Source organism: Portibacter lacus (assembly GCF_021533215.1).
Classification (GTDB): Bacteria; Bacteroidota; Bacteroidia; order Chitinophagales; family Saprospiraceae; genus Portibacter; species Portibacter lacus.
Genome location: NZ_JAJNKA010000021.1, coordinates 1 through 22,295 on the forward strand (window position 1 = coordinate 1; position 22,295 = coordinate 22,295).

20 protein-coding genes are annotated in these 22,295 nt (G+C 36.9%); 6 read left to right on the plus strand and 14 right to left on the minus strand.

The window, feature by feature from the left end; all coding sequences use genetic code 11:
* Nucleotides 1-411: 411 nt before the first annotated feature.
* The 6 genes from asnS to L2586_RS23070 all read right to left on the minus strand — a co-directional run bounded on the left by asnS (nt 412) and on the right by L2586_RS23070 (nt 6,863).
* Entirely contained in the window at nt 412-1,845 is a 1,434-nt protein-coding gene (gene asnS, locus L2586_RS23045; RefSeq protein WP_235295361.1) for an asparagine--tRNA ligase, read from the minus strand.
* Nucleotides 1,846-2,002: 157 nt separating this feature from the next.
* Complete coding sequence (locus tag L2586_RS23050) at nt 2,003-2,458, minus strand: MarR family winged helix-turn-helix transcriptional regulator (protein ID WP_235295362.1); 456 nt, start codon at nt 2,456-2,458, stop codon at nt 2,003-2,005.
* Between the two features lie 72 nt (nt 2,459-2,530).
* Nucleotides 2,531-3,121 (minus strand): YceI family protein, encoded by a 591-nt coding sequence (locus L2586_RS23055; RefSeq protein ID WP_235295363.1) that lies wholly within the window; start codon nt 3,119-3,121, stop codon nt 2,531-2,533.
* A 276-nt stretch (nt 3,122-3,397) separates the two neighbouring features.
* A complete protein-coding gene (gene xylA / locus L2586_RS23060) occupies nt 3,398-4,708 on the minus strand; it encodes a xylose isomerase (protein ID WP_235295364.1) in 1,311 nt (436 codons plus the stop codon).
* Nucleotides 4,709-4,713: 5 nt separating this feature from the next.
* Nucleotides 4,714-6,186 carry a xylulokinase gene (locus L2586_RS23065; RefSeq protein WP_235295365.1) on the minus strand — a complete coding sequence of 491 codons (1,473 nt, stop codon included), beginning with the start codon at nt 6,184-6,186 and terminating at the stop codon, nt 4,714-4,716.
* A complete protein-coding gene (locus tag L2586_RS23070) occupies nt 6,183-6,863 on the minus strand; it encodes an NUDIX hydrolase (protein WP_235295366.1) in 681 nt (226 codons plus the stop codon). The genes L2586_RS23065 and L2586_RS23070 overlap by 4 nt, the downstream gene beginning before the upstream one ends.
* Before the next feature lie 106 nt (nt 6,864-6,969).
* Here L2586_RS23070 and mce point away from each other — a divergent pair, with 106 nt between their 5' ends.
* A complete protein-coding gene (gene mce, locus L2586_RS23075) occupies nt 6,970-7,374 on the plus strand; it encodes a methylmalonyl-CoA epimerase (protein WP_235295367.1) in 405 nt (134 codons plus the stop codon).
* Nucleotides 7,375-7,376: 2 nt separating this feature from the next.
* Nucleotides 7,377-8,147, plus strand: coding sequence for a sulfite exporter TauE/SafE family protein (locus tag L2586_RS23080; RefSeq protein ID WP_235295368.1), 771 nt, complete (start codon nt 7,377-7,379; stop codon nt 8,145-8,147).
* Here L2586_RS23080 and L2586_RS23085 read toward each other — a convergent pair.
* Both L2586_RS23085 and L2586_RS23090 read right to left on the minus strand, forming a co-directional pair.
* A complete protein-coding gene (locus tag L2586_RS23085) occupies nt 8,144-8,761 on the minus strand; it encodes a tetratricopeptide repeat protein (protein ID WP_235295369.1) in 618 nt (205 codons plus the stop codon). The two genes, L2586_RS23080 and L2586_RS23085, sit on opposite strands and share 4 nt — an antisense overlap.
* 5 nt (nt 8,762-8,766) lie before the next feature.
* Nucleotides 8,767-9,327, minus strand: a complete 561-nt coding sequence (locus L2586_RS23090) for an RNA polymerase sigma factor (RefSeq protein WP_235295370.1) — start codon at nt 9,325-9,327, stop codon at nt 8,767-8,769.
* A 254-nt stretch (nt 9,328-9,581) separates the two neighbouring features.
* Here L2586_RS23090 and L2586_RS23095 point away from each other — a divergent pair, with 254 nt between their 5' ends.
* Entirely contained in the window at nt 9,582-12,071 is a 2,490-nt protein-coding gene (locus tag L2586_RS23095) for a TonB-dependent receptor domain-containing protein (protein ID WP_235295371.1), read from the plus strand.
* Nucleotides 12,072-12,357: 286 nt separating this feature from the next.
* Here L2586_RS23095 and L2586_RS23100 read toward each other — a convergent pair whose 3' ends face one another.
* From L2586_RS23100 to L2586_RS23120, 5 genes are all read right to left on the minus strand, one after another.
* Nucleotides 12,358-12,582: a hypothetical protein gene (locus L2586_RS23100; RefSeq protein WP_235295372.1), complete on the minus strand. Its 225-nt coding sequence runs from the start codon at nt 12,580-12,582 to the stop codon at nt 12,358-12,360.
* Between the two features lie 64 nt (nt 12,583-12,646).
* Entirely contained in the window at nt 12,647-13,108 is a 462-nt protein-coding gene (locus L2586_RS23105) for a gliding motility lipoprotein GldH (protein WP_235295373.1), read from the minus strand.
* Nucleotides 13,105-14,265, minus strand: coding sequence for a molecular chaperone DnaJ (gene dnaJ, locus L2586_RS23110; protein ID WP_235295374.1), 1,161 nt, complete (start codon nt 14,263-14,265; stop codon nt 13,105-13,107). The genes L2586_RS23105 and dnaJ overlap by 4 nt, the downstream gene beginning before the upstream one ends.
* A gap of 6 nt (nt 14,266-14,271) precedes the next feature.
* Nucleotides 14,272-14,832, minus strand: coding sequence for a nucleotide exchange factor GrpE (locus L2586_RS23115; protein WP_235295375.1), 561 nt, complete (start codon nt 14,830-14,832; stop codon nt 14,272-14,274).
* Nucleotides 14,833-14,911: 79 nt separating this feature from the next.
* The gene (locus L2586_RS23120) at nt 14,912-15,430 is read right to left on the minus strand and encodes a TlpA family protein disulfide reductase (RefSeq protein ID WP_235295376.1); all 519 of its coding nucleotides are present in this window, start codon (nt 15,428-15,430) and stop codon (nt 14,912-14,914) included.
* Between the two features lie 125 nt (nt 15,431-15,555).
* On the opposite strand from L2586_RS23120, the gene L2586_RS23125 reads away from it, so the two are divergent.
* From L2586_RS23125 to L2586_RS24735, 3 genes are all read left to right on the plus strand, one after another.
* Nucleotides 15,556-15,756: a dodecin family protein gene (locus tag L2586_RS23125; RefSeq protein ID WP_235295377.1), complete on the plus strand. Its 201-nt coding sequence runs from the start codon at nt 15,556-15,558 to the stop codon at nt 15,754-15,756.
* A gap of 136 nt (nt 15,757-15,892) precedes the next feature.
* Nucleotides 15,893-17,941 carry a glycoside hydrolase family 20 zincin-like fold domain-containing protein gene (locus tag L2586_RS23130; protein ID WP_235295378.1) on the plus strand — a complete coding sequence of 683 codons (2,049 nt, stop codon included), beginning with the start codon at nt 15,893-15,895 and terminating at the stop codon, nt 17,939-17,941.
* Nucleotides 17,942-19,705: an SGNH/GDSL hydrolase family protein gene (locus L2586_RS24735; RefSeq protein ID WP_235295379.1), complete on the plus strand. Its 1,764-nt coding sequence runs from the start codon at nt 17,942-17,944 to the stop codon at nt 19,703-19,705.
* Here L2586_RS24735 and L2586_RS23140 read toward each other — a convergent pair whose 3' ends face one another.
* A complete protein-coding gene (locus L2586_RS23140; protein ID WP_235295380.1) occupies nt 19,706-22,291 on the minus strand; it encodes a peptidase associated domain and porin domain-containing protein in 2,586 nt (861 codons plus the stop codon).
* Nucleotides 22,292-22,295: the final 4 nt, after the last annotated feature.

The window sequence follows — 22,295 nt, forward strand, 5'->3', positions numbered from 1 at the left end:
AATGACTTTAATTCCGAAGCATCAGAACTGAAATTGTGAAGGCTCGAAGATTGCGAATCAATGAGCCTTTGCTCAAAGCAGCCCTTTTTTTTCTAATCTCTTGTCACCATAGAGACTAGTAGAAGATCTAGTTTTCATTATTTATACTTTTTAGTCCTCACTAAATATATAAAAAATTTATAATATATAAAAAGATGTGTCCTAATGACAGCGCATACCGCGAGGAAGTTTTACTTGAATCTAAGATTTTTCGGACTTAATTCAAACCTTACACTTTCCAGCTTTCTCGCTATAGCTTTTCTACAAGTGTCCGTACTCAAAGTGAGTGAACCGCGAAAGCGGATGGGATGGCATGTTATTCCATTCCTTTCCTATCAAAATTATACTTTGTAATCCTTTCCTAATCAGCTTTTAAAACCCTGCGTTTCCTGGGGTACGTGGGAATGGAATAACATCCCTTATATTCCCCATTCCTGTCAAAAACAAGATCATTCTCGCAAATCCTAGGCCATACCCTGCATGTGGACAAGTACCGAAACGCCTTGTATCCAGATACCAAGACATTTCCTCTGGTGAAATATCCTGCGCTTCCATCTTTCCTTTCAATACTTCATAACGCTCCTCTCTCACTGAACCTCCAACGATCTCACCGATTCCAGGAAACAAGATATCCATTGCCGCTACTGTCTTTTCATCTTCGTTCAATCTCATATAAAACGCCTTGATCGACGCTGGATAATCCGTTAATATAACTGGTTTCTTAAAGTGCTTTTCAACCAAGTAACGCTCGTGCTCCGATTGTAAATCAGCGCCCCATTCATCAATTGGGAATTTGAATTTTTTCTTCTTATTAGGCTTAGAATTTCTCAATATTTCTATCGCCTCTGTATATGTTAATCTGACAAAATCATTGTCAAGACAAAACTCTAGCTTTTCCTTTAATGGCATCGGAGATCTTTCCGCCATTGGCTTAGATTTCTCCTCATCTAATAACCTCTTCTCTAAGAACTCAATATCGTCAGCACAATGTTCCAATGCATATTTGACAATATACTTAAGCATTTCTTCTGCGAGATCCATATTCTCTTGCAAGCCAGCAAATGCTATTTCTGGTTCGATCATCCAGAATTCTGCTAGGTGTCTTGAAGTATTTGAATTCTCAGCTCTGAACGTTGGACCAAAAGTATATACATCCGAAAATGCTAGTGCTCCCAGCTCAGCCTCTAATTGACCTGAAACTGTTAGATTTGTTTCTTTTCCAAAAAAGTCTTTCTTGTAGTCAATTTTTCCATCTTCTGTTAGTGGAGCTTCGTTCGGCTCGAAAGTCGTTACCCGAAACATTTCTCCAGCACCTTCCGCATCTGAACCGGTGATGATCGGAGAATGGAGATATACAAAGCCTTTATCATTAAAAAACTGATGAATAGCGAACGCCGCAGCATGTCTTATTCTGAAAATAGCTCCGAAAGTATTGGTTCTGAATCTGAGATGGGAGATTTCCCGAAGAAATTCCATGCTATGCTTTTTCGGCTGTAATGGATATTTTTCTGGATCAGCATCGCCATAAATTGTAATCTCATTTGCCACAATTTCTACACTCTGTCCCTTGCCTTGTGATTCTACTAATTCGCCAACAATTCCAACAGCAGCACCGACCGTAAGCCTTTTCCGAGTAGCATCATCAAACTTATCTAATGCAGCAACAGCTTGGATGGTTTTTACCGTAGATCCATCATTGATGGCGATAAATTGATTATTTCTAAAAGACCTAACCCAACCCTTTACACAGACTTGTTGACCAGTTTCTTGTGAGGCAAGTAATGCCTTAATTTTCGTGCGCTTCATCGATGAAATTATTTTTGAAGACGCGAAGTTAATATTTGTATGGTGGGAATTTAAATTTTTCTCAGAATTTCAAGTTTCTGAATATTTGAAGGCAATTAATTCGCGCGAAATAGCAAACTTGTGATATTAGTTATTTGGAGCACCTAGTATTTATCTACTATCCTCTCATTTTATCAATAATGTCATTAGCTTGTTTTGCTTCTTCTGCTGATATGTTATCAGAAATTCTAACCTCGAACACTTCTTTTATTCTTGGATTTAATCTTTCCAATAAATCAATTCCTTTTTCTGTAATGGATAAGTCCATTTTTCTTCTGTTCGAAGGACAAATTCTACGACCAATAATTTCTTTAGAAACCAAGCGATCTAACAATCTAGTAAGATCTGACTTCTTATTAAGCATCACTTTTTTAACATCTTGGGGCGAAACTGGATTTGGATGAGCACCTTTCAGAATCCTAAGAATGTTATACTGAGGCATGGTCAACTGCTCTTTAGCCATTGTATCCTTAAGTGGTTTTTCTATCCAACTATAAGTATACATCAGATTCAGAATTAATTTCTGATGTTCTGAATTAAATGTCTTTTGATTTATTTCTTCTTCTAGTCTCATACTTTTTTTAAAAAAAGTGCATCGCAGTAAACTTTAAGAATAGCTGCGATGCAAAGATGTTAATTCTATTATTTATTTAACGACTAACTTCACGTCTAAGTCAAACTCGTCATAAATTGTTTTGTCACCTAAGCCTGAAAAGAAACTTCCAGATCCATATTTTACATTATAAGAAGATCTATCCACTTTAATTGAAGCAGTAGCCACTTTTTTATCACCTTCTTCTTTTACATTTGCATAAAAAGTGATTGGTTCAGTAGTTTCTTTAATAGTAAGATCACCATATACTTTGTAATCACCAGGTGTTCCTTTAGGTGCAACTTTAGTTATTACTAGATTAGCTGTAGGATATTTCTCTACACCAAAAAAGTCATCAGATTTCAAGTGACCGTCTAATTTACCTTTCCACTCTCCTTCTAAATCTGTAGACCCTAATGTTGCCATGTCAATTGCAAAATTTCCGCCAGTCAAAGCTCCATCAGTAAATTCAAGGTTTCCTTCTTTTAACATTACAGTCCCAGTATGTGAACCCGTAACTTTATAACCTTTCCATGTTATTTCACTTTCCATTACATCTGCAGAAAGTGTTTCAATGATCACATTCGTGAACGAAAATGCTACAAATGCTGTAGCTGCCAAAAACATTAAAAATCCTTTTTTCATTTTACTTTAAATTTTATTTCTTTAATAAATACCGTACTAAACGATTGTTAACACAAACATAAGTTGTTTTAACCAATATTTGTTGTTAACAAGTGTTAATATTTTTATAAAATTTTTGTTTCCGTGTTTTTTTCTAACTTATCTAAAGAAATATTAAGCTAAATCATTCCTAAACACCTATAAAATAGAAGAATGTCTTCCTAAAAATTAAAAAGCTGAACGATGATTCCACCGCCCAGCTTTTTTATAATATTTAGATTTTTACAACTTATATCCTTATATGTACATGTTAATGATTCGCTCATAAAGCTCCTGGCGGCCACTTATTTGCTTCGGCTCTCCTGATTTTAAAGCTATTTCTCGCAAAGCTTCAAAACTTAATTCACCCTTTTCAAATTTTGCTCCGTCACCTGCATCAAATGAGCTGTACCTTTCTTTTCTCAATGGCTTGTACTGAGAATTTTCTAAAATATCACTTGCAATTTCAGCTGCTCTTGCGAAATTGTCCATTCCACTAATATGTGCAATAAACATATCTTCCATATCTGTAGAGTTTCTTCTCACCTTAGCATCAAAATTTACTCCACCTGTAAGAGGTTCTGATTCTAACAAGACCAACATCGCTTGTGTTAACTCCATAAGGTCAACTGGAAATTGATCCGTATCCCAACCATTCTGATAGTCACCACGATTAGCATCTATACTTCCCAAAACTCCTGAATCAGCAGAAACCTGAAGTTCATGTTCGAAAGTATGTGACGCCAACGTTGCATGATTTACCTCGATGTTGAGTTTGAAATCATTCATCAGGTCATGCTCCTGCAGAAAAGCAATACATGTCGCTGCATCAAAATCATACTGATGTTTAGATGGCTCCATTGGTTTCGGCTCAATTAAAAAAGTCCCTTCGAAACCATTCTTTCTAGCATAATCTCTAGCTTTCTTTAAGAAGGTAGCTAAGTGTTGCTTTTCTCTCTTCATATCTGTGTTCAGCAAACTCATATATCCTTCTCTACCTCCCCAGAACACATAATTTTGACCACCTAATTTGATCGTCGCATCTATAGAATTCTTCACTTGAACAGCACCTCTAGCAACAACATTGAAATCAGGATTGGTTGCTGCTCCATTCATATATCTTGGATTAGAAAATAAATTGGCAGTTCCCCACAACAACTTAATCCCTGTTTCCTCTTGCTTTTGAAGAGCATAATCCGTGATGAATTGCATTCTTTTTTCATATTCCCCAATCGTATCACCTTCATCTATCAGATCCACATCATGAAAACAGTAGTAAGGAACTCCTAACTTACTGATGAATTCGAAAGCTGCATCCATTTTATCAGTCGCTCTTTGGTAAGCATCACCGCTATTATCCCATTCTAGAATTCTAGTTCCTGGGCCAAATGGATCAGCACCTGTTCCGCAGAAGCTATGCCAGTATGAAACAGCGAATTTGAAAAGCTCTTTCATGGGCTTACCCTGAATGCTTTTATTTTCATCATAGTGCGTGAATGCCATTGGGTTCTTAGAAGACGAACCTTCGAAAGGTATCTTTCCTACCGAAGGAAAATAAGTTTTACTCATAACAGTTATTTTTTTAATTTTTTATTGGTCAATGTATTTTTCCATTCAACATATAAAGCAGGATAGGGCGAATCTGCCATTGGTCCATAAGATTTTATCACATTCAAGTTTGAAAAAGCTTCTTCCTTCGTTAGAACATTTCCACCTATTAACGCGCCTCTAGCAGCACCCACTGCTCCGTCAGTATTGTACAATTCAATTTCTACATTTACTAAATCCGCTAACGTTTGAGCAAACAAGTCACTCAAAAACATATTAGCATGTCCAGCTTTTATTTTATGAATCGTTATATTTTTTTCAGAAAATGCTTCCATTCCGTAAGCGAAAGAAAAAGCTATTCCTTCTTGCACCGCTCTTGCGAAATGTTCTCTCTGATGCATATTATAATTAAGCCCTTCTATAGACGCTTCTATGTTTTCATTTCCTAGCATTCTTTCTGCTCCATTCCCAAATGGATAAAACATCAGCCCGTTTGCTCCTGCTTCTACCTGATGAGCTGCTTCGTTCATAGAAAGGTAATCATCAAATCTAAACTGCTTCTTTACCCAAGCATTAGAAATTCCTACACCATTTATGCATAGTAGCACACCGATTCTATCACTTTCTGTTGAATAATTAACATGAGCAAAACTATTAACCCGCTGTTTCTCATCTACAAAAAGAGAATCAACTACGCCATATACTACTCCTGATGTTCCTGCGGTTGCAGCTATTTCACCTGGTTCTAAAACATTTAAGGATAATGCATTATTCGGCTGGTCTCCTGCCTTATAAGTTATTTTTGCATCTTGACTGATTCCTAATGATTTAGCAACACCCGCATCAATCTTCGTATGCTCCGCAAAACTCGTCTTAAACTCAGGAATTAGTTTCTCATCAAATCCATACTCTTCCAGTAGTTCTTTAGAAACACATTTACCTTTAAAATCCCAAAATACACCCTCAGACAAGCCAGAAATCGAAGTACCAATTTCACCCGATAATTTCATTGCCATATAATCTCCTGGCAACATCACCTTATCGATCTGTTGATAAATGTCAGGCTCATTTTCCTTCACCCATTTCAACTTAGATGCTGTGAAGTTTCCTGGACTATTAAGTAAGCTCTTCAGGCAGTAATCTTCCCCAAGTGCTTCCATTCCTTTTTCTCCAATGGAAACCGCTCTACTGTCGCACCAGATGATCGAAGGTCGAAGGACATCCTGATTCTTATCTACACAAACTAACCCGTGCATCTGATATGAAATACCTATGTGGGAGATCTCACTTAAGATAGAAGCATCTATATTTTTCAAGCACTCTAGAAAAGCGTCCCACCACATGACAGGCTCTTGTTCTGCCCATGATTTCTGAACAGTGATCATCGGCATTTCACTTGGTGGAAACTGAGCATTCGTTATGGCTTCCCCATTCGATGCGTTGACAATAGCAATCTTAACGGAGGAACTTCCTACGTCTATACCTAAGGCATACTTCATTTCTTTTTAAATTTATATAGTTTCGGTGCCCTGTATGGTACAGAATCATCCACATTTCCTGTTTCTTCCAGAACCTTCAAGTTGAGTATTTTTCTACGAAAATTTCTAATATCTTGCTTCTCACCTAAGATCGCTTCATAAAGCTTTTGCATCTGAGTAAGTGTAAATTCTTCCGCAAGCAACTCGTGGCCGATCGGCTTAGTTTCCAAATCTTCTTGTAATTTTTTTATAGCCGACTCAAGCAAGAAGGAATGATCAAATATTAGATTCGGCGTATCCGAAACATCGAACCATTCTACTTTTTTAGCGGCTTTTCCCAATTTCAAGTCATACTTCTGAGGACTTACTAATGCGTAATATCCCACCGTAATGATCCTTCTATAATCAACTCTATTCAAGTTTCCAAAGGTGCCAAATTGATCTACAAAAATATTCTGAATTCCTGTTAATCGATGCAATACATCATAGGGCATTTTTTCTAGGTCAATGTTCTTTTTTATGAAATCTCCTGGCAATGCCCATTCTCCATCTTTAGGGCCACCATGGTGTTGAATCAACAGTACCTTAAGTTTTTCATCTTCGAAACCGAGGATGACACAATCCACCGAAATGGAGTGCATTAATTCATCTTCTGGAGATGGATTCGCTAAAAGTTCAGATTGTGGATGGTATGCCATAATACAAAGATAACAAATATTGTCATTGTGACAATATTCATTTTATGAATTACATATTTTAAGTCAATCCTAGTATTTCCATGTTTCAAATAATTACTTTTGCAGCATGCAGAAAATAGAACATATTGGTATTGCAGTGAAAAATTTGGAAGAAGCAGAATTTAATTATTCTAGACTTCTGAATTCCCAACCATACAAACGAGAAGCTGTAGAAAGTGAAATGGTAACCACTTCTTTTTTCAATAATGGACCGAATAAAATAGAGCTTCTAGAAAGCACTGATCCAGCAAGTCCTATTGCTAAGTTTATCGAAAAAAGGGGCGAAGGTGTCCATCACATAGCATTCGCAGTTACAGATATTAAAGCTGAAATGAAACGACTAAAGGAGGAAGGCTTTAGAGTGCTTAGCGATGAACCGAAACGAGGTGCAGATAATAAATGGGTTTGTTTTGTTCATCCAAAGTCTGCGAACGGTGTATTAATAGAACTCTGCCAAGAAATCCCAGACTAAGTATGGAATGGTATATATATGTAATAGCCGTTGCAGGTGGATTAGTCGCAGGTGTGATTAATACTTTGTCTGGTTTTGGTTCAGCGATAACGCTTACTATTTTATCAGAAATGATGGGACTTCCTGGAAATATCTCTAACGGATCTAACCGGGTGGGTGTAGTTGCGCAAGGTATCAGTGGGAGTTTTGGGTTTTACAAAAATGGCCGTCTAGAAATTAAAAAACATCGATTACTACTTACTTGCTGTTTTATCGGCGCTTTGCTAGGCGTATATGTAGCGCTTAATGTAAGTAATGAACAGTTCAAGACGGTTTTCAAATACCTAATGATTGCTGTGTTTTTCGTTTTATTGATAAAGCCTAAGAGATGGTTAAATCCACCCAATGCAGAAGCAAAGCTGAATCCATGGATCGCGATTCCTCTTTTTCTAGCACTCGGTTTCTATGGAGGTTTTATTCAGATGGGAATGGGTGTTTTCTTTTTATTGATTACCGTATTGGTAGGAAAGTATAATCTTATTGATGCGAATGCCATAAAAGGTTTCACAGTTTTGCTTTACTCAGTAGTCGTACTTGCTATTTTTCACTATAAAGGATTAGTAGACTGGAAGGCTGGAGGAATTATTGCCTTAGGGCAATTAATCGGTGGCTATTTAGCGGCCAATTTTGCTTCTAAATTTCCAAAAGCAGATATCTGGGCATATCGATTGCTAGTGACCATTGTGATTCTTGCAATCTTCAAGCTTTTCGGTGTTTTTGACTATTTATTTTAAAGTTTAGCTAACAGTTCTGTAGCCCTAACCTTATAGGTAGAATCGCCATTCTGGATTTCTAGAAGGTAATTTTTGGATTTTTCTAATTCTCCAGTCTTCAGATAACACAGTGCAGCATACCACTTTGCATCGGTTTTAAAATGATAGTTAGAATCATCCGATAGTGGTAGAAGTATGTTTAATGCTTCGTCGTAATTATATTCTTCCATCGCAATGATTCCCAAGTATAATTTCACCTCAGGACTTGTATTTTCCAAAGTTAAAAACTGTTCTTTCGCATCAAGATAATTGCTTTTCTCATAGGCCAAAAAAGCCAATTTCAAATCATCAGTTTCAGAAACGCCCCTTGTGATAGAGACAACTTTATTAGGCATTTTATGGTAGTATGCTGAATATAGCTGTTGCTCTGAAGATGGTCTGAACATAAATATAGAGGCTGCAATAAGAATCGCAATGGTAGCTGCAACTCCTAAAATATTACGTTTCTTAAGTCTTCTAACTTTATCTAAATTGCGAAACCGAGACTTTAGTTGACTTCGACCGATAATCTTAGCAGATTCAAGAAAGGCATCGGAAAATTCTTTTCCTTCTGCAAATATTTCATCCTGTTTCATAACCCTTATTTTTCCTCGTTAACCAATGTTTTTAGGTTTTTTAAGCATCGAGACTTATGGCTCCTAACAACATTTTCATTTTTATACTTGAATTCTTGCATTAAAGCTTCTATAGAATAAGAATGGTAATAAAACAGAATCAACATCCTTTTGCATCGACCCCCTAGTTTTTCCATTGCCAGCCTTATCATGTCTGACTTTTTATTCGTACTAAAATCCAATTTTACAGCACTCAAATCCAAATTAGCCAGCTGTTCCTTTTCCAAGGAAATCAGTTTAGACTCCTTTTTAATTTTATTATAAATACCATATTTACCAATACTAAAGATGTAAGTCTTTAAGGAACTTGATAATTCTGTCAGTTTTCCATTGATAACATTTTCATAAAACGCTATAATGGTATCTTGATAAACATCACAAAGATCCTCATTGGACATATTGTATTTTTTAGCAAATAAGAAGAACTCGGCTTTATATTCCAAGTAAATTTCATCTAGCACGACAATGCCTTTTTGCTGGAGCGCCGATTTGAAATCTTCTAAATTATTATACCTGCTTCTGTTCATTAATAGAAATGATTTGGGAATTATTAACAAGGTTATATAAAATAGTTAAAAAACTTCAGGCACTACAAGGTAAGAAACTAGACTTATAATCAATAAATATGAACATATAGATTGATAATAGGTTAAGTTTAAATAACTTAAGATAACACAGGAACCTAACCTACATCAATGAAAATGCTCTACTAATCGAAAATTGGGCATAATATGAACGTTTATATCTACTTTTGCGCTTTAATATGACAAACAAATATATAATGAAAAAACTGCTACTATTAATTGCAATATGCTCCATTTCTACTTCTGCTTTTTCACAATTCCCCATGGGTGGTTTTGGAAAGAAAAAAGAAGCGATCAAAGGGTTTATCGCAGGTGAATTAATTGATTCTATTACCAAACAACCTGTTGCCTATGCGACGATCGTATTAAAGAAAGAAGGGAGTGATAAAGAGGTCAATGGTGTATTAAGTGAAGATAATGGAAAGTTCAGACTTTCTGACATTCCTGCTGACAAGTACGATATGTATATTTCTTTCTTGGGCTATGATGAAAAAGTGATACAAGTTGAAACTACACCAGCCAAGCCAGATCTCAATGTAGATCCTATTTTTCTTAAGCCGGCTAATTATGTACTTGATCAAGTAGAAATTACGGACCAGAGAGCTCTAACCGAGATTAAAGTTGACAAGCTCGTATTCAATGCGGAGCAAGATGCTTCGATTTCTGGAGGAGATGCAACGGAAGTTTTAAGAAAAGTACCGCTACTATCTGTTGATTACGATGGTAATGTTTCCTTAAGAGGATCTCAGAATCTAAGAATTCTTATTAATGGAAAGCCATCAGGTATGTTCTCGAGTAACGTAGCTGACGCATTAAAAATGATTCCTGCAGATGAAATTAAGCAAGTCGAAGTAATTACGACACCTTCTGCAAAATATGATGCGGAAGGAGCTGGTGGAATTATTAATATTATCACTAAGAAGAAAACTGCAGATGGATACAGTGGATCGGTAAGTGCTTCTGTAGGAAACAGACAGAACAACGCTACTGCAAGTCTTAATGGTGCGAAGGGTAGATTCGGAGTAAATGCTAACGGGTCTGTATTCTATTCTAATCCAGCTGATGCCATTAACACATTCAAAAGAGTAGATACCATCAACAGCTTACAAAGAGTTCTAGAGCAAAATGGAACCACTAATAATACGCGATTAGGATTTAGAGGAACGGCGGGAATGTTCTATGATTTCAATGCTTATAACAGTTTGAATACTTCCTTCTCGACAAGAGGATTTAGTTTTAATTCTGATGGAACATTAGATGGCTCATTAACCGATCCTATTTTCAATAATGGCTATAATTTCACCAGAACTTCTGGCGGAGTAAATGGAAGATCTGGTTATGATTGGTCTACAGACTACAAAAAGACATTTGAAGAAAAGGATAGAGAATTCACACTTGCATTTCAACTAAGTGGTGATCAGAATGATGCGGACAACAATATTCTTCAGACGTATACAAACGGCATTTTCCCAACACGGGATGAATTAATCTACAATGATGGAGACAACTTAGAAACCACTTTCCAAGCTGATTATGTTCATCCATTTGCGAATGCAATGAAACTAGAAGTAGGTGCGAAAACCGTATTGAGAAATATAGACTCCGATTATACTTATAGCATTAAGAATAATGGAAGTTACCAAATAGACCAAGCTAGATCGAATGCTTTTAATTATAACCAAAATGTTGTTGCAGGTTATGCGTCATTGACCTTTTTAATTAAGAAGTTTTCAGTAATAGCAGGTGTACGTTATGAAAGAACGTCAATAGCAGGAGACTTCGAAGAGGGGCAGGAAACAGTGAAACCAGACCCTTATCAGAATATCCTTCCTAACCTGATTATTTCTAGATCGTTAAAGAATTTCCAAACGTTGAAATTGAGTTACAATCAAAGAATACAGAGACCGAGTTTGATTTATATTAATCCATTTCAGAATAGTGTAGATAGTCTGAATATTCAAGTAGGTAACCCTACTTTAACTCCAGAGATTGTTCATCAAGTAGATCTTTCATACAATACTTTCATCAAAGGTTTTGGAATATTTTCTTCATTGTACTACAAATACACAGAAGATATTATTCAACAATTGCTAGCGATCAATGCTAACGGAGTTGGATTTAACACCTTTGAAAATGTAGGTATAAATAATTCAGTTGGTTTAAACATCTTCGCTACGAAAAATGTGAATGCATTTACCTTGAGAGGTGGGTTCAACTTAGGTACCTTTAATTATAGCTCTAAGTTAGCAGAAGTTGCTGTTACGAATCCAAAAGGATATGAATACAATGTGAATTTCGGAGGAACGGTTAATCTTCCTAAAGACTTTAAAATTGACTTTTTTGGATTCTTTAGATCTCCACGATTTACGATTCAAGGGAAACAACCTAACTTCTCTATCTACGGACTTGGTATTAAGAAAGAATTTCCAAAAATTAAAGCAAGCTTAGGGATTAGAGTGATCGAACCATTTAATGAATACAAGTACTTTAATTCTAATCAAAGTGGAAATGGATTCAACCTAGAAAGTAGCTTCGGAATACCTTTCCGTTCTGTGGGTGTAAGTTTTGATTACCGATTTGGAAACTTGAAATTCAAAGAAAGAAAGACTTCCATCAAGAATAATGACTTGTTACAAGGAGGTGATGGTCAGCAACAAGGCGGTGGAGCCACAGGTGGCGGAAACTAGTCAAAACTAGATCATTAAGAAATTATAAAACCTGTGTAGAATTAACGTTCTGCACAGGTTTTTTTACTTAATGAGACTTTACGCTCAAGTATGATATTCCTTTACTTAGCATCCATTAATTCTTCGAAGTCATTAGGAAATACAAAGACTGAAACCTTATCTACAAGATCTGCATAGGCTAATGCTGTATTCAACTGAATGAAGTATTTATAGTCTTTTTTGGACTTCAGAATGAGAATTATTCCAGGTTTCCTATTCGTCTGAACAGCATACCATAAAGCTTGACCTATCGATTCCTTCCACTTATTCGCCAGTCGATTTCGAATGCATATTCTTCCGTCAGAAGATCTATTCGTCCACTTTCCACTGAATATTCTCTTTCACCACCGATGAGCTCTTGAATATAATCAGAATAGTCACCTTCAGAATAAGATTGAGATTGGCCAAGTAAATTTGTTGCGACGAAAACGAGTATAGAGAATAGACCTAGCTTAAAGAATGTTACCTGCATAATCGTAATTGATTTGTAGTCATTGAGGCAATTCAAGTGAGAAAAATTGACCTAAATAAATAGCCTATTTTTCTGCGTTCACTATTTTTAATTCCAGACTATTAATACCCATCAGTGGCTCTACTCTATTAAATTGTTCTATCTCAATGATGTGCTTACCAGCCTCTTTGAAGAACACTCTATTTTGGAGTAAAATGCTTACCGTACAATTGGTACCAGAGCACTTGCCTTCCCATTGATCAAGATCATCAGCTAACTGAAGTGAAACTTGATCTGTAATTTTTTCTCCTGATGGAAATGTGGTGTGAATCTTAACGTATGTATTCTCATATACGTAATCAATAGAGTGATCCACATCTAAGATAAGATCGAAATATGTTTCTAAATCATCAACATTAAATTCGAACGTAGCGGGCGTGTCATACTCCCATCCACTACTAGGAATAGCATAGGATTGCTTGTAATAAACATCGTTATTACAAGCAATCAAAAATACAAGAAGAGAAAAACCTATCCATTTTCTCACTTGAAATAATCTTTCATTTTTTCAAAAAATCCTTTTTCTGACTTACCAGGCATTGGCTTGAAATTAGGCATATCTCGCAATCTCTCCATCAGCTCCTTTTCCTCTGCATTCATCGTCTTAGGTGTCCAAAGATTCACATGAATCAGCTGGTCTCCCTTACCATAATCCTGAACAGAAGGTAATCCTTTCCCTCTTAATCTCAAGATCTTTCCTGCTTGAGTTCCTGCTGGAATTTTAATCTTCACTTTTCCACCTAAGGTCGGTACTTCTACTGAAGTTCCAAGTGCCGCGTCTGCAAAGTTCAAGAATAAATCGTAGATGATGTTCTGACCATCTCTTGCTAAATCTTCATCTTCTTTAACTTCGATGCTGATTAACAAGTCACCTGAAGGACCACCGTTTTTACCAGCGTTACCTTTTCCTCTCATCGACAATTGCATGCCATCTTCTACTCCTGCAGGGATATCTATTTCCAGTGTTTCACTTTCATAGTTTCTTCCCTCACCTTTACAAGTGTTACAGTTAGCAGTGATCACTTGACCTGTTCCAGAACAGGTAGGACAAGCTGTTGTTGTCTGCATATGACCTAAGAAAGTACTTCTTACTTGTCTTACATATCCACTACCTTGACATGTTCCACATGTTTTCTGCGAAGAGCTATCTTTCGCTCCACTTCCACTACAAGTCTTACAACTTACTTGTTTCTTTACCTTAATTTTTTTCGTGACTCCTGCTTCTACTTCTTGGAGGGATAAAGAAACCTTAATTCTAAGGTTAGACCCTTTCTGGCCTCTAGCTCTAGTCCTTGAGCCACCTCCTCCACCACCGAAAAAAGATTCAAAAGGACTTCCACCATCACCGAATATATCTCCAAACTGAGAAAAAATATCTTCTACAGTTCTTCCGCCACCTCCGCCGAAGCCTCCATTATTGCTTACACCAGCATGGCCGAATCTATCATATCTAGCCTTCTTATCTTCATCACTTAAAACTTCATAAGCCTCTGCTGCTTCTTTGAACTTTTCTTCAGCTTCCTTATTCCCAGGGTTCTTATCCGGGTGAAACTGCATAGCAATTTTCCTATATGCTTTCTTTATTGTTCCAGTATCAGCTGACTTATCAACGCCTAGAATTTCGTAAAAATCTCGTTTTGCCATATTTCTTTATTCTCCTACTACAACTTTAGGATGTCTAATAATCTTATCATTTAACGTATAACCAGTGGTTACCGTATCTATGATTTTACCTTTCATGTCTTCAGTTGGTGCCGGAATTTTAGTAATAGCCTCATGAAACTCAGGATTAAATTCTTTTCCAGTAGACTCCATCGCTTGAAGACCTTTCGCTTTCAGTGTATTAAAAAGCTTATTATACACTAAAGAAACACCTTCGCTGAATGGCTCTGTAGAACTTTCATCTTCAGCACTTTGCTTAGCTCGTGCAAAATCATCAAGAACAGGTAACAAGTCTTCAATCGTATCTTGTGCTGCACTTTTCATGTAATCAAGGCGCTCCTTAATGCTTCTTTTCTTGTAATTATCAAATTCCGCAAACAGCCTAAGGTATTTGTCTTTAGCTTCCGCTAATTCGATTTCTTTCTCTTCCAATTCTTTTTTCAATTTACTATCCTTCTTAGCGCCCCAGCCTTTTCTTGGCTTTTCTTCCACGACTTCTTCCTTTCTTTCTTCTTCGTTTTCCAGATCTTCTATTTTATTTGTCATCATTTATAACGATTAATGTTCAACTCTAATCAATGGCAATATTTTTGCCATGTGCAATAACTTGTCAATTTGGCAGAAAATGTCAGATTCTGTCTGCCAATAATCGATCTAATATGTCTATTGTGGCATTTACAGAAATAATTTTCCCCTTTTCGTTTAGTAGATACTTCGTTGGAATTTCTCTTACCCCGAACTCTTTAGCAATAGGTGAAGAAAATCGATCCAGCTGAACAATGTGGTATGGCCAGATCAGTTTATCCATTTCGATCGCTCTCTTCCACTTTGATTCGTCTGTTTCGATAGCAATACTCACCACCTCAAATCCCGACGCATTTTTAAATTCCTGATCGTGATACTTCTCATATAATTTGACCAATGATGGGTTCTCTTTTCGACAAGGTCCACACCAACTTCCCCAAAAATCAACTAAAACATACTTGCCTGATAACTCATCTATATTAAATTCTTTTCCGTCAATGAGTGTCGCTTCTATCTTCGGAATATCTTCTCCATTCCTGAATTTGGGCTTCATATAAAAATACCGAACAAGTGCATAAATTGCAAAACCTGCAATTAGTGCTATAAATAATTTATTATTCATCTAGTTATTTTATATTTTAAAGCAAATTAACGAACAATAGTTCTAAGAAAAGCATTCAACTCGTAAAGATCTATATTTATATAGGTTGATATTTAATTTTTTAACGTATTTAAATTTTTAAAATAATGGCAATATTGAAAGTGATAGAAGTACTATCAAGCTCAAAAGAAAGTTGGGAAGACGCAACAAAGAAAGCAGTAAAGAAAGCTTCTAAATCAGTAAAGAATATTCGATCTGCATATGTGAATGAAATGACAACTGTCGTTACAGATGGAGAAGTTACTGACTTTAGAGTCAATGTAAAAATTACTTTCGAGATCGATTAGTCTTCATTACAAGAAAATCAACATTGGGTAATGTGAATTACCTGAAAGATGCCTTATGTGCATCATCTCAAAAATAAAGAACCTTTAAACCTAGTGTTTAAGGGTTTTTTTTGGAGCATTTTACTATTTTAACATCATGAAATACACCATACTACTTTTCGCTTTTTGTTTGCTCATTTTTTCTTGCCAACAATCAGTTCCTGACAATGCTAGCTTTACCATAGTTCCTTCTCCCCAAAAGATGCTTTTACAGGGAAGTTCTAGTCTCAATCCTGAAAGCATTAATTCCTATTATTCAGAAAACAATGAAACCGTTCGAGGAATTGCTAAGCTTTTCAAAAAAATAGAAAATGAAAAAGATAGTCCAGTAAAAATCACTATCGATGATGCTTCTAATATTAATACAGAAGGCTACCATTTAAAAATTGACAATGAAAAAATATCTATAACTGCTAAAGATAATGCCGGTGCTATGTATGGGTTAATAACTCTTTCCCAACTTATTCAAGATGCCGTAGATCAGAATGTAAACCTACCGATGGTAGATATAGAGGACTTTCCTTTATTAGCTTATCGTGCAATCCACCTTGATGTAAAGCACCATATGGAAACCTTGGATTATTATTATGAATTAATGGATCGACTGGCAGCATACAAGATAAATGGCATCATTGCCGAAGTAGAGGACAAAATCAAGTATGTAAGACAACCTAAAGTTGCTTCCGAAGATGCACTAACCATAGAAGAGTGGGAGAAACTAAGTAAATATGCCAAAGAAAGAAATATAGAAATCAGTCCACTGGTTCAAGGAATCGGTCATGCCTCCTTCGTTCTTAAACACGATGAATATCGCGAATTAAGAGACGATCCTGAAAGTGACTGGGCATTTAATCCGTTAGATCCGAAGACATACGAAGTTCAGTTTGATTTGTATCTGGATGCGCTAGAAGCACTACCAGATGGAAAATACCTACACATCGGAGGTGATGAAGTACACACTTCTGGTCGCCAAAGTGAAAAATCGGCATTAGAGTTACAATTAATATGGCTCGATAAGGTCTGTAAGTTTGCAGAAGAACAAGGAAGAATTCCTATTTTCTGGGATGATATGCCGCTAAAACATGCGAATGTATATCGCCCAATGTTTGATAGGAATATTTCACCAGAAAAGGTGGATAGTATCTGGGAAACCAATGAGCATGAGCTTGTGAAGTTTATAGACAAATTTCCAAAGAACTGCGTCTACATGCGATGGAATTACCAAACCCCAGAAACCTACGGAAACCTAAAAGCCATGGAGTGGTTTTCTTCACATGGTTTCCAAGTAATGGGCGCAACGGCAGGCCAGACCAGATGGTCATTAATGCCGCAAAACGAAGGAAATATTTCTAATATTAGATCTTTCGCGCTTTCTTCGATTGAAAAAAACTTAGATGGGTTATTATTAACCCTTTGGGATGATGATTCACCACATTTCGAGCTTTACATCAGAGGGATTATCGCCTTTTCTGAATATACATGGTCTGGGGACCAAAGAACTAAAGAGGAATTCAAGGAAGCTTATCGACAACGAACATTTGGCTCTGAATTTTCAGGCAATGAATATGCCTTTATCGATCGACTAGAAGGCCCCGTCGCTCACTGGAAAAATGCACTGCTTATCGAAGGGAAACAAAGAAATCAACTGCGAAAACTGGAAGATCCATTGAGCGAAGCGTCTATAGAATTGCCTAGTAAAAATGCGAAAGGAGAATGGGCTAAGAAGCATGAGAAACGGTTAGAAAATGCTCGAAAACAATTAGCCGAATTAGACACCGTGGAACAAAGAATCGCGCTACTAAAAAAAGAGTCTAATCGAAATCCTTACACCTTAGAAATGTATGAACAGGTTACTAAATTGGTACAGTTTTCCTATGAAGGATTACTGAAATTAGAGACTTATGATCTGGCCACTGGAGATACTGAAAATGCAGCACTAGAAGACATCAAAAAAATGAATACGGACTTCGATGAATTACGTGAAAAACTAGAAACAGTCTATGCTAAAGCAAGGGTTCTTAACAAACCTGCTAACTATATCTTAGACCAAGATCACCATACTCACAATGCGAACCAATCTTTAAATTTCGACTGGCAATTTTATCCAGAGATGTTATTATTAGAAAAAATTCAAACCATAGAATAAGTGAACATCAGATCTATTTTTACCATTTTATTTCTCGCCTTAGCTTATCTAGGAAATGCTCAGTGGTACGATCCCTCTGAATATCTAGAAGGGCAAGCTTGGCCAGATGAAACAAAAAGTACCTATGATCGCTTACCTGCTAGAGCAGAAGGTTCTGTAGCTGGAGATGTCTGGGGCAATTCCTTGAGATCCGCAGGCCTAATGGTTCGTTTTCGATCCAATGCTAAAAATATTGTGATCAGATATGGCGTATCAGATAAGAATTTCGGAATGAATCACATGCCTGCCACTGGAAAGAGTGGAGTAGATCTCTATGCTATCGATAGCGACGGTAAAGAGCTCTGGTGCGCAGGACGCCGTTCCTTTTCCGATACGATCGTATACCGTTTCAATCACTTAAACCCGAATGACAGATATCATAAAAAGGGACGGGAATATCGCTTATACTTACCTTTGTACAATCATGTAGAGTGGATGGAAATCGGTGTAGACGATGGAGATTATTTTGAATTTGTAAGTCCTAGACCAGAGAAACCCATCGTGGTTTATGGAACGTCTATCGCTCAAGGAGCATGTGCATTAAGACCAGGTATGGCGTGGACTGCGATCGTTGGTCGAGCAATGGATAGGCCACTGATCAACCTTGGATTTAGTGGATCTGGAAGACTAGAGCAACCAGTACTCGACTTAATAGCAGAAATCGATGCGAAAGTCTATGTTTTAGACTGCCTACCTAATCTAAGTCTTACGGCATGGGAAAAATATAAAATTAAAAGTGACCAGGATCTTATAGACCGTGTTCTTAATGCTGTTCGGTTTTTAAAATCTAAGCATCCAGAGACTCCTGTTTTATTAGTCGAGCATGCAGGTTATACAGAGGCTGGAGTCAGCGAAAAACGTGAGAAGGATTATGCCGTGGTGAACGATTTGCAAGAAGAAGCGTTTCGGCAGCTTAAAGAGGAAGGTGTACAAGGACTATTCTATCTCACTAAGGAAGATATCGGGTTAAGTGTGGATGCGATGGTGGATGGTGTACATCCGACAGACTTGGGTATGATGCAATACGCCGTTGCATATGAAAAAAAGCTCCGTTCGATTTTAGCAGAACCGACCGGATTCTTTTCTACGACTCTTCCCATTACTCAATATCGAGAACCTGGTAATTATGATTGGGAAAAGCGCCACTTAGAAATTCTAGCTTTAAACAAAAGCAACCCTCCGAAGCAAGTCATTATCGCTAACTCTATTGTTCACTACTGGGGTGGCAAGCCTGCCGCTAATATGGCTAGAGATTCAGAATCATGGGATAAGATATTCACACCTGCTGGGTTAAGAAATATGGCTTACGGTTGGGATAGAATCGAAAATGTACTTTGGCGGGTATATCATGGAGAGTTAGACGGTTTCGAAGCGAAACGTGTCCTCGTAATGATCGGAACGAATAATATTCACCTTAATTCGGATGAAGAAATCATAGCAGGGTTAGATCTTTTAGTGGAAGCCATTAAAAATAGACAACCGAAGGCAGAGATCGTTCTAATGGGGCTTCTGCCACGTCGGGATTATGTGGAAAGGATTCAAGCATTGAATCTTGAGATTGCTAGACTATCGGAAAAGCATCGCATCAAATATGACTATCTCGGAAACGTATTCGTAGATGATGATGGAAATTTAAAAGAAGAACTTTTCTCAGATGGACTCCATCCGAACTTAGAAGGATATCAAAAAATGAGTGGTCACTTAGCGAATATTGTAAAACAGTAATTAATTAAGACCATAGCGCAAACCTAACGTCCAGATTCGACCGAGCAGACTCACTTCGGCTCCTCCTGTGGCCGTTTTGTTTTCGTCTTGGAAAGAATAAATGTCTAGCTCAGAATTAACATTATTGCTGTTCATAAAATTGTAAATGCCTACGTCGAGCGAAAAGTCTCCTAATTTCGTGTTCCAGGTGCGAGAGACACTTACATCCCATCGATTATAAGCTGGAAGTTGCTTAAATAAAACAGCAGGATCTATGTCTTCACGTTCTACATTTTGATCTAAAGCTGATCTATCTAGGGTGTACAATCCTGACCCATAGACATAAGTCGTAGAAAAAGACCAAGCATTGAGCTCATAAGACGCAAATAGGTTCCACTGGTGTGTTCTATTATTTTGGTCAGGGATCGGTTTGTTATCAAATAATTCTTCAAAATTATCTTCAGATTTAGAAATCGTATAACTGAGCAATCCCATAAATCTTCCTTTTTCATAGCTAGAAGTAATATCCAATCCTATGACTTTATTCGTTCCACTGAACAACTTGTAGCTATTATTCGCGAAGACATTAGACCCATCACCCAGTCCAGGCATGGTTAATACTTGTTCTAAAATTCCAGTGTTTTCTCGCAGGAATAAATCACCATTTAACTTGAAACCGTTTTTGAAATAATTCCCTCCCATTGTTATCTGCGCACTTTTCATAATTGGAATATTTCTATTCGTAGCAATAATATTCGCGGAAGTCGACTGCCCTAATTGTCTTTCTAATTCTATAGGCCTGAAAAATTGCTGGTTATAGGAAATCGATGATTTAAAGAAAACCTCTTTATTTAGCTTCACGAGAATTTTAGCTCTAGGAGAAGCAAAATTGACCGGGTTCTTAATCGGAATAATAGCATTTCTCAATCCTATATCTGCTAAGAAAATGCCTTTGTAATTGTATCTGATACCAGCGTACGGCGTTATCGATGGCACTTCTAATTGTTGTCTAAAGGGTGATATGTTATTAGATCTAAAATTAAAATTCGTGCCTAACCGACGAAAATCCACACCTACTTTTGCACTCCACGTTCGTTCCTTATTGGTTAAATACTGAAATTTTATATTGTTATCTCTGATCGAATTAAATATATTAGAATTAAAAAAGTGACTCTTGTCTTCTGTACTATTCTGGACAAGAATATTTAATCGAATCGAATCTCTTAATCCATACGATGATGAATAAATTGCAAATAAGAGTTCACTATCATTTTCGTATCGCTTATGATATCGAAGGCTCATTCCCACATTAGCTTTTACTTTCGACTGGGTATAATTTTCAATAACCGTAATGTCTTCTTTAATTCCTCTTTTAAAAAGTGTGGTATAATTATAAGAAGAACCGGTTGCATCAATATTCCCAAAAAGACTAAAACTGAGTTTGCTATTCTTTTTCCATTGATGAGAAAAATTAAGATAGGCATCGGCAAATGCATTCTCTAGTGAAGTATTTATATTTTCAGGTCTTTCAAAGAAAAGAGGTAAGTCCGTATTATTTGAACGTTTTGTTCTTAAGGTGCTATAATATTGCTTATTACTAATCCGCCCGTTAGAAATTCTAGCTGCCGCACTAACTTGTGTCCGCTTGCCTAGAGGAAGTTGAATAGATCCCGATGATTGTAAGGTGTTTAGGTCAATGTCTAACTTCACTTTATGATGGATATTCGTTAATCCTTCACAAGCCAGATACCCGCCTGTAAATTCTCCGTACTCTAGAGGCATCGAGTTTTTGTATAACTCTGCTTTAGTAACAACCATTGGGTTCAGCACACTGAACATCCCGAAAGCACTTTCCGCATTATATATAGGTATTCCGTCTAAGGTCACTAAAGACTGAAATCCTGAGGATGCACGAACGCTCATGGAGGCGCTTAGATCATTAGTCGCATCTACTCCCCCTAGCATCTGAACAGCACGCATGACATCTTTCCCCAATGCCGAATTCAACAGTCCAGATGACTTAAGTCTTAGTATTTCTTTATCATCTAGCGCATCTAAGCTGCATTGTACTTTTTTAGTACTGATTTCTACATCATCTATCAATAAAGCTAATGGTTCTAATTCAAAAGCAAGTTCTTTATCAGAGGAAATACATTGGGGCTTAAAGCCGAGATACTGGCAGCAAACTTGATAGATATTTTCGTCAGGAATTTCCAGTATGAAAGCTCCATCATCATCAGTTAATGTGGAATACTTTCCAGAATTGGTATAGATTAATGAACTCACCAGTGGACTTCCGTCAGAATCTAATACACGCCCTCTTACATAAGTCGTCTTTTTTTCGGAAGATTCGTCCTGATTTCGGAGCAACCACCTTTTCGTATCTATTTCGAGGATGGTTAAATTAACATCGGAAAAAACTGACTTTAATTCTTCTAACGAATTAGCCTGTTTTAAGGTAATACTGCCAATTTTTTCTGGGCTGTAAGCAAATTCGATTCCGAACTGGGAAGTGTATTGTTCTAGGAATTCAATACTAGTTCTAGGCTTATTTTGTGCATAAATAGAGCCATTAATTAAGCATAGTATAAGAATAATATATTTCAAAAAA